The sequence below is a fragment of the Scytonema hankhaensis NUACC26 genome, from assembly GCF_045865695.1.
In the GTDB taxonomy this organism is placed as follows: Bacteria; Cyanobacteriota; Cyanobacteriia; order Cyanobacteriales; family Nostocaceae; genus Scytonema.
The window spans coordinates 19,948-32,507 of sequence record NZ_BAACAP010000138.1; the positions used below are offsets into that span (position 1 = coordinate 19,948).

At 42.1% G+C, this 12,560-nt stretch carries 13 protein-coding genes and 1 pseudogene; 7 read left to right on the plus strand and 7 right to left on the minus strand.

The annotated features are described in order from the left end of the window. Positions 1–53: 53 nt before the first annotated feature. A pseudogene (locus ACKTT2_RS08820) lies at positions 54–684 on the minus strand (Uma2 family endonuclease). A 237-nt stretch (positions 685–921) separates the two neighbouring features. On the opposite strand from ACKTT2_RS08820, the gene ACKTT2_RS08825 reads away from it, so the two are divergent. Next, positions 922–1,083, plus strand: a complete 162-nt coding sequence (locus tag ACKTT2_RS08825; RefSeq protein WP_407885776.1) for a hypothetical protein — start codon at positions 922–924, stop codon at positions 1,081–1,083. A gap of 637 nt (positions 1,084–1,720) precedes the next feature. Here ACKTT2_RS08825 and ACKTT2_RS08830 read toward each other — a convergent pair. Next, on the minus strand, positions 1,721–1,873 hold the full coding sequence (locus tag ACKTT2_RS08830; RefSeq protein WP_407885779.1) for a hypothetical protein: 153 nt from the start codon (positions 1,871–1,873) through the stop codon (positions 1,721–1,723). Between the two features lie 295 nt (positions 1,874–2,168). Continuing rightward, positions 2,169–3,137, minus strand: coding sequence for an SDR family NAD(P)-dependent oxidoreductase (locus ACKTT2_RS08835; RefSeq protein WP_407885781.1), 969 nt, complete (start codon positions 3,135–3,137; stop codon positions 2,169–2,171). Positions 3,138–3,293: 156 nt separating this feature from the next. On the opposite strand from ACKTT2_RS08835, the gene ACKTT2_RS08840 reads away from it, so the two are divergent. After that, positions 3,294–3,629, plus strand: coding sequence for an effector-associated domain EAD1-containing protein (locus ACKTT2_RS08840; protein ID WP_407885783.1), 336 nt, complete (start codon positions 3,294–3,296; stop codon positions 3,627–3,629). A gap of 208 nt (positions 3,630–3,837) precedes the next feature. On the opposite strand, the gene ACKTT2_RS08845 is transcribed toward ACKTT2_RS08840, so the two are convergent. The 4 genes from ACKTT2_RS08845 to ACKTT2_RS08860 all read right to left on the minus strand — a co-directional run bounded on the left by ACKTT2_RS08845 (position 3,838) and on the right by ACKTT2_RS08860 (position 6,534). After that, the gene (locus ACKTT2_RS08845) at positions 3,838–3,993 is read right to left on the minus strand and encodes a hypothetical protein (RefSeq protein WP_407885785.1); all 156 of its coding nucleotides are present in this window, start codon (positions 3,991–3,993) and stop codon (positions 3,838–3,840) included. Between the two features lie 239 nt (positions 3,994–4,232). After that, positions 4,233–4,622 (minus strand): clan AA aspartic protease, encoded by a 390-nt coding sequence (locus tag ACKTT2_RS08850; RefSeq protein ID WP_407885787.1) that lies wholly within the window; start codon positions 4,620–4,622, stop codon positions 4,233–4,235. Continuing rightward, entirely contained in the window at positions 4,619–4,894 is a 276-nt protein-coding gene (locus ACKTT2_RS08855) for a hypothetical protein (protein ID WP_407885789.1), read from the minus strand. The genes ACKTT2_RS08850 and ACKTT2_RS08855 overlap by 4 nt, the downstream gene beginning before the upstream one ends. A 287-nt stretch (positions 4,895–5,181) precedes the next feature. After that, positions 5,182–6,534, minus strand: a complete 1,353-nt coding sequence (locus ACKTT2_RS08860; RefSeq protein WP_407885791.1) for a flavin-containing monooxygenase — start codon at positions 6,532–6,534, stop codon at positions 5,182–5,184. A gap of 181 nt (positions 6,535–6,715) precedes the next feature. Here ACKTT2_RS08860 and topA point away from each other — a divergent pair, with 181 nt between their 5' ends. From topA to ACKTT2_RS08885, 5 genes are all read left to right on the plus strand, one after another. Next, the gene (topA, locus tag ACKTT2_RS08865; RefSeq protein ID WP_407885793.1) at positions 6,716–8,890 is read left to right on the plus strand and encodes a type I DNA topoisomerase; all 2,175 of its coding nucleotides are present in this window, start codon (positions 6,716–6,718) and stop codon (positions 8,888–8,890) included. Positions 8,891–9,075: 185 nt separating this feature from the next. Beyond that, complete coding sequence (locus ACKTT2_RS08870; protein WP_407885795.1) at positions 9,076–9,648, plus strand: GNAT family N-acetyltransferase; 573 nt, start codon at positions 9,076–9,078, stop codon at positions 9,646–9,648. After that, positions 9,645–10,301 carry a hypothetical protein gene (locus ACKTT2_RS08875; protein ID WP_407885798.1) on the plus strand — a complete coding sequence of 219 codons (657 nt, stop codon included), beginning with the start codon at positions 9,645–9,647 and terminating at the stop codon, positions 10,299–10,301. Before ACKTT2_RS08870 ends, ACKTT2_RS08875 begins: the two co-directional genes overlap by 4 nt. A 64-nt stretch (positions 10,302–10,365) precedes the next feature. Further along, positions 10,366–11,487 (plus strand): hypothetical protein, encoded by a 1,122-nt coding sequence (locus ACKTT2_RS08880; RefSeq protein WP_407885800.1) that lies wholly within the window; start codon positions 10,366–10,368, stop codon positions 11,485–11,487. A 119-nt stretch (positions 11,488–11,606) separates the two neighbouring features. Next, positions 11,607–12,500 carry an S-methyl-5'-thioadenosine phosphorylase gene (locus ACKTT2_RS08885; RefSeq protein WP_407885802.1) on the plus strand — a complete coding sequence of 298 codons (894 nt, stop codon included), beginning with the start codon at positions 11,607–11,609 and terminating at the stop codon, positions 12,498–12,500. The last annotated feature ends 60 nt before the right edge of the window (positions 12,501–12,560 follow it).

Sequence of the window (12,560 nt, forward strand, 5' to 3'; positions counted from 1 at the left end):
AATATCGCTTGCTAAGGAGAGATTACGATCTAGTTCTCTCTTCAATCAGTAACTCATATGAGGCTTATAACCCAAGTACGGAAAGCACGAATAGCTGCTATTTCCCCATTCTTTCTAGCTGCTTCAATAAATTGAGGAATTTCTTTTACTGACACAGGGGCAAAGGTAGGACTGCTATTACCTTCACAATATTGCTTACCACTGAGTCTGTATACCCGTAATTCACTACCATTATATCGCCAGAATTCAGGGATACCCATTGAAGCGTAAAGACTCAATTTATTTACAGCAGAACGTGAGTACTCCACTTCAAGCACAAGGTCTGGTGGTGGATCTTTGCTCAAGTCTATTTTTTCCTTATTTCTAACTGAAAACTCCTAGCTGAATATAGTAACTACTGTCTGGTTCCCCTCCCTTCTCCAAGTCATCTCGTGTTAAAGTTAAAGAGCCAGTGCGGCTAATTTCCAAACCCAGTTCTTCGCATAACACCCCAATAAAAGCTTCGATTAAGCGATTAGAGTTTTCATGTACCTTATGTGGAGACATAATTTCTACTATTCCATTGTCATAAGCAAGTCGGTTTTTACGCTCCGAACCCGTTTCAGCTAGCATAGCTTTAAACGTTTGCCAGCTAATGTTTTCAAGTAGAGTTCTGGTTTCAGCAGGTGTTACGGTTGTAACCATAATGAAAGTCTCTTATAGAGATTTTGTTGCTGGGTTATTCATTTATAGCATAGGCTAAAAGTGGCGAGAAAGTATTTAGCTCGGATGAGCAAAACTAAGCGCGATCGCAAAGATAATCTCAGGCAAAACTTACCGAAAGGCAATTTTGCCCTTTGGTGAACACAGTAATGGACAGGAGTGAATATAGCTATAAATATAGCAATCCTATTTGAATCAGGACTTACGCATTTATACTATATGAAGAATCAATTGAAGAATCACATAGTTAACGATGACTACAAGCCTTGCGATCGCAGATACGGTAATTCTGACTTGTTTGCGACTCGTTCTCAATATCGAAATAATCTCTCTGAAGTTTTGAGAATCCTCAAGCACTTGGGAAGCATTATTACTTCCTAATACAAAGCTAGATTTTTTGTCGAAAAATTACCTTTTGGTGTCTATTCAGTCTGACTTGGGAAAGGCTGGTTACATGATGCGAGTATTTACGCAAGAAAATAAACTTTTTAAGGGGCTTCCAAATAAAAAATATTCAACTTTCTCTTGTGGTGCTCAGAGCCGCGCCGTGCGGAGGGTTCCCCCCGTTGAAACAAGTGGCGGGCGACTGCGGGGCGTCCCGACCGCCACCAGTAGACGGGCGAGGACGCCCGTCCCATAAGATGGATATTTCCAAACACGAGATCAGAAATTATCTGGATCTGCTCCCAACTCTCGTAACTTAGCTGCTAAACGTTCAGCTCGTTGGCGTTCCGCTTCAGCGTGTTGCTGTGCTACTTCAGCCCGTTGGCGTTCTACTTCAGCTCGTTGACGTTCCGCTTCAGCTCGTTGCTGTGCTACTTCAGCGTGTTGCTGTGCTACTTCAGCTCGTTGGTGTTCTGCTTCTTCAGGTAAAAAGATAAGGCGTTGACCTAAACTGCAAGTCTCGTTCAGCTAGTCTGAAAGCCCGTGTCCCTGGTAGAGCGGTAGAGCGGTTTGACCCATAGCTGGGAAATGTTGACCAGATAGCCATTCCATGCAAATGGTTTCGGGCGAAAAGTTAACGCCGACTCAAGCGCCAGAATCCACCAAATTCTATTTGGTGGTGTGGCTCAACATCATCAAATATTAAATCGGTGGGTGGCATTGGGGGTTCCCAATCCACAACTGATGGTGTCTGGGATGTGGATTCTAACTTGATTTCCAATGTCATATCACCAACTCCCTAGCTATATAGTACATCAGTTCTTAATCTTTTTCACACAAAATCTTGCATCACTACACAAGTGTTTTGAGAAAATTTTGTAGCTTAAAATATTAATTTTTTGATATATCTATAAAATAAAGTCTTTTCAACGCGCTCTATTATAGCGTTTCCCAGTTTGCTGAGGTACAAATTCATCCGCGTCCATCTGCGTCCATCTGCGGTTAATTATTTTTTCAATGTACCTCACGGAAGTGGGAATTACTATATTAAACCCGGTAGCATCTGAATGATTGTGTTGAAGTTAGACTTTTGGCGATCTTACAGTACTTAAGAGTAACAGTGACCAAGGTATATTGATATTAGGCACCAGCCATGAATACTTTCGTAGTGCGGGTATGGCAAAAGGAATAACAAACCTTAGCGAGCGCAACGATACAGGGCGATCGCCATTTTGGTCTACCAATCCATAATATTGAGCGAGTTCAGCTACAATTTGCACCTTTCCCGTGCGACGCATTAAAGTTTGGTCTGCTGCAAGCGCCGCAATTACCCGTCCTGTAAGCAAAGGAGTTTCCCAATTGTATCCCTCCTTAAACATAGAACTTTGTTGGTCTGTCGCCTCACTTTCCCTCATCTGAGCAGCTAAACGAATGATATGTTCAGTGCCAACAATCCCTGGCCAAATAGAAAGTGAGGTAATATTATGTGGTTTCAATTCAATTGCCATATCTGCAGCCAAGCGGTCGCAAGCTGACTTACCCACAGTGTACGGCACGCCAAAAATATAAGACAAACCTCCCCAAGAAGAAATAGTGCAAATCAATCCCTGGTGGTGCTGTCTCATCATCCGCGCTGCAAAAACACTCGCTACGTAGTGGCTACGCAGTCCAACGTTGTTACAAGCATCCCAAAAATTCGGTTCGCACTCCCAAAAAGCTTTTCCATAACCATCTGCTAATGCTTGGACTCCTGAATAAACATTATTCACCAGCACATCCAGCTTTCCTCGTTCATCTTGGATGCGATCGAACAGTAAACGCACTTGCTCATCATCGTTGTGGTCTACTTGAACGGGTATACAAATTCCGCCAGCTTCTCTCACGGCTGACTCAGTTTCCCGGAGACTTCCAGAATTATCATTTGACTCCAAAGTGCGACCTGTGATGTACACCGTAGCACCTGCTTCACCCAGTCCAACAGCAATTCCTTTGCCCAGACCTCGCGTTGCACCCGTTACCAATGCTATTTTACCTTCAAGGTATCTGCTCATGAATGTTTTGGTGGTTTAAGTCACGATCGCTTCTACTATAGCTTTAGCTACAAGATAGATGTAGAAGGATTTACGGAATTTTGAAGAAATGGCTTGAAATCTTCTTTAGAGAAATTTTGTTTGCTGTTTGCGGATTGCTGTTTCAAGGAGTAACAAATGGGTTTAGAAGGTCATCAGAAAAAGGAAATTATGGAAGCACTCAAATCAGCTTTTCCTAACCGGAATGAGTTGGTTATGATGTTGAGTCTAGAACTTGATATGAGAGAATCAGAAGTCCTTGACAATTCGAGTTATAATTTTGTGGTCTTCAAGTTAATAGAGCGATTCGAGTCTCAAGATCGCATACAAGAATTGATAGAGGGTGCGTGTAGGGCAAATCCTGGTAATCTTGATTTGCAGAAAGTGGCTAAAAAAATGAAGACTCCATCTGAAATATCAATTTCTGTATCTTTATGGCAAATTTGTTCTTCCAATACAAGCTTGGCAAATTGAAGTGCTAAAAAAAGTGAAATTCTAGAGTTGAGAAAGCTTTCGGGAGGTATTTCAACTAACTCTCCACCCACAAATTCATACTTCTTATCCGTTCCATCGTCTTGTAACTAAGTAGTCAAAAATAAGAATTATTTTGAGTAATCTGGGGTGAATCGGACTTAACCGACCCCAGACTACGTTGCTCATTTGAGCACTCCCACTCATGGGTTTAGTTTGCCTCGACACTGCTTAAGGGCTTGTCAATAGATTCCGGTGTTGCACTGTGTGACGCAGCCATGTTCCTTGTCTGACGCTTGAGACTGGCTAATCTCATTAAGTCATAACCCTTAAGCGGACGACTTGAAACGAGTTCAAGTTGAGTCATGGTGGAGCCAGTAACCGAATTGCTCCGAATTACTCTGGATTACTCCAGTTCACGTACTCCTCATACTGTAGGTACTCCTCAAAAGTCATGGATCTTTTGGTGAATTGAGTCATGGAAATCGCTAATATAGCTTTATCTACAGTTACTTTAAATTAAGTACAAACACTGCGTATTTTTTCTCCATTATACCACTTCTATTTAAAAAAAGAGTTTTTGCTGTCATTGCAATTGTTAAGGTTTTAACCGTTTAGAGTATATCTCCTCAACGCTTTGATAGTCACGCTGCCACCCTCAACGGTTTCAATCTCAAGCTTAAACCCATACAGCAGACTCATTCCCACAAGTGGATCGGCTTCTGAGGCTGCTACGTCTACAACTTGAGGCTGACCATCCCAAATAACGATCGCACGATACATTTCAAAAATCGCTTCGCTGCCATCGCCCAAAGTTGCAACATCCCGGAATATCCAAGGTAAGCCAAGAGACTCAATCGTTGTGAGTGGAAGGGACACAAAGCCTGTAAAGCCTGTGTCAATCACTGCCTCAATCATCCGTTTCGGGGCATCAGCACGACCGACTGCAACCCGAATTACGGCTTCACAACTCTGATTAACGAAACCGTGCATCATACCGGTTTTCTCAAGCTCCTAGATCCAAAGCGGTAAACGGCACGATGTCCAATTCGGATTACCCAAGGTTGAGCATCCGGATACCGCTCATAAAGCCGATCTGTTGCAGCGATTGTATTGTCCGCAACTTCAAAGGCTCCGGTTTCGATATCGATCGCCACAATCTTACCATAATTGCCTTCCTCGACTTGTTGACGCACCTGAGACTCATAAATCTCATTGCCACGTCGAGCAAACTCTTCTTTGCTGTAGCGTGGTTGTCGAACTGCCATAGGCTTGACTTTGTTTCAACTGTACCCCTTTATTTTAACCAGGGCGATTTGCTTTGCCTTATGATACAGCTAAATAAGGTTGGTGGTGTCCTAGGTTTGGGGAATTGAAGTGTTAGTTTCCCGGAGTTCTCTAAAGCTTGCGGTTGAGAATTTGTTCAGTTGTTAGTTTAAGTGCCGTAAATCGGGATTGGATGAGTGTATTCCCAGTGTACTCCTCTTCCTCATAAAAACCAGCAACTAGCTTGTAAACTGCGATTTTACGTTCCTGTACCCGTTCTATTGGTACTTTAAACGCGATCGCTATTGAGTGAGAGTTTTTCCACTTGCTGCTCGTTAGCTGAGAAAGGAAGGAGCGGGCGATTAGAAAAGTTTGGGTATTTAGCATCAACCTGAGTCGCTTTTCTAGCAATTAAATTAAAGAATAGATGAGCCAGTTTGAGTTGCCGAAAAGTCTGTTGCGGATCGGAAAGATGGGTTTTTGGTAACTGTTGTCCCATTTCTTTAAAAACCAGACCTATTGGTACATTAATTTGCTCTTGAAGCTTCAGGCAACCGACAAATAGTGAAGCATAAGCAGCAATTAGTGAACCAATACCTCCCCTCGCTTGTCCCCAAAAGATATAATACAACCCTTTGTAGTCATCAAGAAAGGCACCAGCATAACATTTCACGATCGCACTAGAGACACGCTGTAGTTCTTGGGGAAGAAAGGGATAGGAAACATCATAACCAGTTGCACAAATAATTAAATCAAATTTTTCACGACTGCGATCGACAAATTCAACCTCATCTTCCTGAAGTTGATATACAGCTGGCTTGGGAATTATTCGACCGTGTTTGATATAATAAAGTACCTCATTGTTTAAAGTCGGGTGTTTTTCAAAAATTCGATGGTTTGGTTTAGCTAAACCATAGTTTTCATGTTTACCAAAAGTTAGGCGAATAATTCCATCAACCATCAATCTCTGATACCATTCAGGCATCCACCATTTAACTAAATCAGGTGTTGGAATTCCAGCAAATGTCTTCGGAATAAACCAAACGGATTCCCGCATACTTAGAACAGATTTTACACTCACACGAGCCGCTTCTGCCGCAATATCACAAGCTGAATTTCCCCCACCAATTATTAAAACTCGTTTACCCAAAAGTTGTTCCGGTCGTTTATAATCTTTAGAATGGATAATCTCTCCGTTAAATTCTCCTTTTAATTCCGGGAATCTTTTGCACCAATGATGTCCGTTACATAGTAAAATTCCTTTATAAATTCTTTGTTCTCCACCAGCAAAAGTTACTTCCCAAAGGTTATTTTCTATCGATCGCACATAATTAACACTACGATTTAGTTCAAGATTTTGCCGCAACTCAAAATGAGCCGCAAAAGCATTAAGATAATCCCTCATTTGTTGAGCACTGGGAAAATCGGGATAATCTTTTGGCATGGGAAAATGAGGAAACTGGGTAACCCGACGCGATGAAATGATATGTGCGGTTTGGTAAACTCCGTGATACCAATTACCACCTATATCATCACTAGCATCAACTTGGTCGTAAGGAATATGAGCAGCTTGGAGTGCTTGCGCCATTGCCAATCCTACGAAACCTGCTCCAATAATTAAATGTTTCTGACTGGTATCCACTTTATTATTTCCGCTTGTTTTTGGAGAACAATTCGATCTAAATCAATCGGAATTAATTGTAACCGTTCACATGATTCCCAAACGTTACCGGAAAAAATAGGTACACATGAAAGTTCAAAACAAGTGTACTATAAAAAACATACTAGCCCTCTGTTTAGATAACATCAAAAGGTAAAATGCCATGGCTAAACGCCTTCTAGTGGTCGAATCCCCTGGTAAAGTCAAAAAACTCAGTCAAATTCTGGGAAGCGAATGGATTGTGCGTGCTAGTTGCGGTCACATTCGCGAACTCAGCAATGAAGGTGAGGATTCTTTGGGATTTGTGATGGAAGGTAGCAGCATACAATGTCGTTACATACCTCGCGACCAACAAGCACGGGAAACGATTCAACAGCTAAAGGCGGCTGTCAAGCAGGTTCAGGAAGTTGTCCTAGCAACAGATCCAGATCGGGAGGGAGAAACTATTGCTTGGCATCTTAAAGAAGCATTGGGACTCAAAAATCCAAAACGGGTGGTCTATACAGAGATTACGGAGTCGGCGGTTCGGACTGCTATTGCCAATCCTAGAGAGCTCGATCTAAACTTAATCGGGGCGGGGTTGTGCCGAGATTGTCTAGATAAGTTAGTTGGTTACAAGGGTAGCCCGTTGGTTTGGGCTTTGAATAATGGGGCAAAAAGTGTTGGAAGAGTCCAAAGCGCAACTCTACACTTGATTTGTCAGCGAGAAAGGGAAATTCAGTCTTTTGTTCCTCAAGATTATTGGAGTGTCTGGGTAGATTACGCTGAGGGATTCCGCGCTTTTTATAAAGGGAAAGTTGGCGAACGCACGGAGTCTTCAGAGGAAACGGAAGTCCATGATGATGCAGCAAGTAACACCAAAAATTCCCCAGAGTCAACCCACGTGCTCTCCGAAGCAGAAGCGGATCGTTTGGTAGAAGAGGCGCGGCGTCATCCCCACCAAGTCATCAAATTTGAAGGGAAGATTGCCAGTCGCCAACCACCTCCACCGTTTATCACCTCTACTTTACAGCAAGCAGCAGGTTCGAGGTTGCGATTTGCTCCCGACAGAACTATGGTTTTAGCTCAAAGGTTGTATGAGGCGGGGTTAATTACATATATGCGGACAGATTCAGTGATGCTTAGCCCTGAGTTCTGCGCTGATGCTCGAAAATGGTTGCAAGAAAACGACCCGCAAAATGTACCGCCGAAAACTGCCAGACACCGGAGTAACAAAACGGCTCAGGAAGCTCATGAAGCAATCCGTCCGACCAACGTGTTTCGACCTTCAGCTGAGTTGCGAATAGAACTGCCTACAGATGAGTTTAACCTGTACGTGATGATTTGGAAACGAGCGATCGCATCCCAATGCCGTCCCGCCCAACTGCGTAAAACCCTGATAATTGTTCAGTCAGGTGAAATTTTATGGCAAGCGAGAGGACAAGTTGTTGAATTTTTAGGTTATGCTCGATACTGGTCAAACCTCAGTAAAGATACCCTTTTGCCAACCGTGCAAGAAGGACAGATATTAACTTTAGAAAATGCAGGACACGAGAAAAAACAGACGCAACCACCACCACGATACAGCGAACCCAAATTAGTTCAACTGATGGAACGCAAAGGAATTGGTCGTCCGAGTACCTATTCTCCCACCATTGCGACTCTCAAGAAACGGGATTACGTGCAGTTAGCAAAAGACAGCTTACAACCAACTAGCTTGGGTTTGGAAGTAGACGCTTTTTTATTAAAAGCCTTACCTGATTTGTTACAAACAGAATTTACTGCAAAGATGGAAGATGCTCTAGATGCAATAGCTTCTGGGAAACAGCCGTGGCAGAACTACCTGACAAATTGGAATCAAAATTACTTTGCACCAGCACTGGTAAAAGCAAAAACCGTAGTTGTAAGTTCATCGAATGGAGTAAAAGCACCTTCTGTAGATAAAGGTAAATTTGAAACTTCTAGAACTCGTTGTCCTCAATGCAAGAATTTCTTAGCCAAAATTAAGAGCAGTAAAGTTAAAAAGAAATACTTTCTCAAATGTGTAAGTGGATGTGAAGATGTCGTTCTTTTTTGGAGTGAATATAGCAAAACTTGGGAAGCGCCACGTTCAAAAGCAGCCAAAGGAGAAAGCAAAGGTGAAAGTCCTCAAAAACCTCCAACCCAGATAACAAAATATCCCTGTCCGGTGTGTCAGAAACCCTTGGAGGAGTATAGTTATGTGAAAGAAGGGCAAAGTAAGAAAATGCTGCGCTGTTCTGACCCCAAATCCCGCAATGACCAGAAACATAAAGATGTGGCTTATTTTACTACACAAAAAGGTTGGTGGAGTCCTAAATTTGGGGAATTGAAAAGTTAAACTTAGAATAGAATTCTAGGGCTACACCAACAAATTCCACCTACGCGGACTTCATATTAAGTCCGCCCAGGCGGTGAATGACTAATTATCAACTCAAACCTGTCGAGCAATCGATGTAGAACAGTTTGTGCTGCCACTAAACTAGGTTTAATATTTTTTGTTTATAAAGCAATCGTGTTGCCGCTGTGGTCTCAAATTTTAACCTTCGTGTCAGATTATTAAGGCTTCAAGACAACATGGTGGTCGATGCTGTCCTTACAACTGTAACGGATAAGCATTTGTCGGATGCCAAAACATTATGGTCGCCTCAAATAGTAGGAACTGGTAAAGATGATGAATACTGGGACTGGGACTGGAAAAGTAGGGGAGCCAAAATGCTACCAGGGGATGAACTTTACGCCATCGAGTGTGCTGGAGTCACCCAGGGCTTGATGATGATTGATATTCTCAAGAAGCGATGTCAAATTGAATCGCAGTATCGCCGTCCGTTGGTATATATAAGGGCTTTGGCGACAGCACCGTGGAATCGCCCTGAAATCAATGACCCTCCCACTTACAAAGGTGTTAGTAGGAACTTAGTCAATTTTGCTATCGCCCGCAGTGAAGAATTAGGGTATTTAGGACGGATAGGGCTGCACTCTCTACCCCGTGCGTTAGGATTTTATAAAAAACTGAGAGTTGGACTCCTCGATTTAGGTCCTGACCCCAAAGAACCGGATAACTTAGTGTACTTTGAAACATTACGGAGAAACTCATGACTCAATCAATTCCTTCGGACACAAGTGCTGAAAAAATTAAAGACCAACATTTTATGGAGATGATAGCAGCAGAGGATGTATCCAATGGGGAAGTTGGTTGTGGTCAATTAGCTAATACTGATTTTTTGGCTTATTTAAAGGTTGCTTGTATAAATATTGATGAGGAAAGCTTGAGAAATTTACTGCAAACGCATTTAGGGCAGGTATTAACCGAACGAGACTTTGATTCAATTATTTCCCAAGTAAGCCGCTATATCGAATCGGTGGCTGCAAGTGCAAATAGTTTACCAACAAGCATCGCGCAGCATCAATCTGACCAAACCGAACATATTCCTACGACTATTCTTCAACAATTATTACAAATTCAGTTGGGAGATTTCTTACAGGAGGGTGCTATTGCACAAGTTATTGAATTTACCCACAAAGTGGTACATCAAGCAGTATTGCAGCCCCGGCACACTTGGCCTAACCCGATTTGGGTACTTAAAGAAGGAGATACATTTTACATTGCACAAGCAGTTAGTCCAGATGAGGCTATAGAAATTGTTCTCGCGCAGCATCCGCTCATAACGTCCGAGTTGGAAGTTGTAAAGGTGGGGGGCGTGCTGGCTCCAAACCAAGTTATTGTTTTGGATACGAACGATTATTTATAACCTATTTTCCGCACCCTAAAGTGTCACACTAGGAGTGTATCTAATAATAGCAGGAGTAGATACTGTGAGTGAATATCAGTACTATGAGTTTCAGGCATTAGATCGACCATTAACCGCTACAGAAAAGAATTACGTTGAAAGCCTTTCCAGTCGAGTAGAACTAACATCAACTCAAGCAATATTTGTTTACAATTATAGTGATTTTAGGGGTAATCCTAAAGAACTTTTAGACCAATGCTTCGATATCATGTTGTACATGGCAAATTGGGGTTCCCGACAAATAATGTTTCGCTTTCCTAATTCTCTCATTGATGCAACTGTACTGGAACCTTACTATGTAGAGGATAAAATTACTGTCTCAACGACTTCTAAGTCTGTAATTTTAGATATAAATATCATAGATGAAGAGATAATTGGCTGGATAGATAGTGGTGAAGGTTATTTATCTAGCTTAATACCGTTACGCGATGACTTATTGCGAGGCGATTACCGATGTTTATATCTAGCTTGGCTCAAAGCTGCACCAATATATTCTTATGAAGAAGAGGAAGATTTTATAGAACCTCCTGTACCTCCCAATTTAAACGATTTATCCGATTCGCTTAAGGATTTTATAAATTTCTTTGAAATTGACGAAGATTTAATTGCTACAGCAGCAACAGCTAGTCTATCTCAAGAAGTCGAGGAAGAGTTTTTGGAAGATTTGATACCATCTTTAAGTGAAGAGGAAAAAAACGACTTTCTAGTTAGAGTCCTCAATAGCGATTCATATCTTGGGAGACAACTCGTGTACAGGCTACGAGAATTATCTGGTAAGCTAGAAATAAGTATTAATAGTGACGCTCCGAGACGCACTTTATCCGAGTTGTTAAAACTACAAGAGATGTCTACTCAACAGCGTCAAGAAAAAGCGCAAGAAGTCGCACGTCAGGAACGAGTACAAAAATTAGAAGCGTTAGCGAAAAGGAAAGATCGCGTTTGGGAGCAAGTGTTTGAGTTAATTGCACTCAAGCAAACAAAACCCTATGACCAAGCTGTTGCTTATTTAATCGAGTTACGCGATTTAGCAGAGTATCAGGGGAATTTAGAAGAGTTCCAAGCAAGCATTCAGCAGATCCAGAGGGATTACAGTAAACGTCCTGGATTAATTTCGCGCCTACAGAGGGTGGGATTGTTAGGAAAGTGAGAAAATATCTTTGACGGTCATTTGTCCGTTGTCATTTGTCCGTTGTCGTTTGTGTTGTACTAATGACTAATGACTAATGACCAATGACCAATGACAAATAACAAATTGGGTTAAAAATAATGGCAAAGGCTCGTATTGGAATTATTGGTGGTAGTGGTTTATACAAAATGCACGCCTTGAAAGATGTGGAAGAAGTGCAAATTCAAACTCCTTTTGGCTCGCCATCAGATGCCTTAATACTGGGAACTTTGGATACAACCCCAGTAGCATTTTTAGCTCGTCATGGACGCAATCATACTTTGTTACCTTCAGAGTTGCCATTTCGCGCCAATATCCATGCTATGAAGCAACTCGGTGTAGAGTATCTGATTTCTGCTTCAGCCGTTGGTTCTTTAAAAGAACACGTGAAACCATTGGATTTGGTAGTTCCCGATCAGTTTATCGATAGAACGAAAAATCGAGTTTCGACGTTTTTTGGGGAAGGAATTGTTGCTCATATCGCTTTTGGCGATCCAATTTGTAAGAATTTGGCTGGGGTTTTAGCGAATGCGATCGCTGACTTAAATCTCCCCGATATTACCCTACATCGTGGTGGTACATATGTATGTATGGAAGGACCAGCATTTTCCACTAAGGCAGAATCAAATCTTTACCGTAGCTGGAATGCAACTATTATTGGGATGACAAATTTGCCAGAAGCAAAGTTAGCAAGAGAAGCAGAAATTGCCTACGCAACCCTAGCGCTAGTGACGGATTACGATTGTTGGCATCCAGACCATGATAGTGTGACTGTAGAGATGGTAGTTGGTAATTTACAGAAAAATGCTGTTAATGCCCAAAAGGTTATTCAAGAAACAGTCAAACGTTTGAGTGACAATCCACCGCCTAGCGATGCACACTCAGCTTTGAAGTATGCGATTTTAACAAACTTGGAAAAAGCACCGCCAGCTACAAAAGAGAAATTGGAGTTGTTGCTGAGAAAATACAGTAATCATCTGACCAGTGACCAGTGACCAGTGACCAGTGACCAGTGACCAGTGACCAGTGACCAGTGACCAGTGACCAGTGACCAG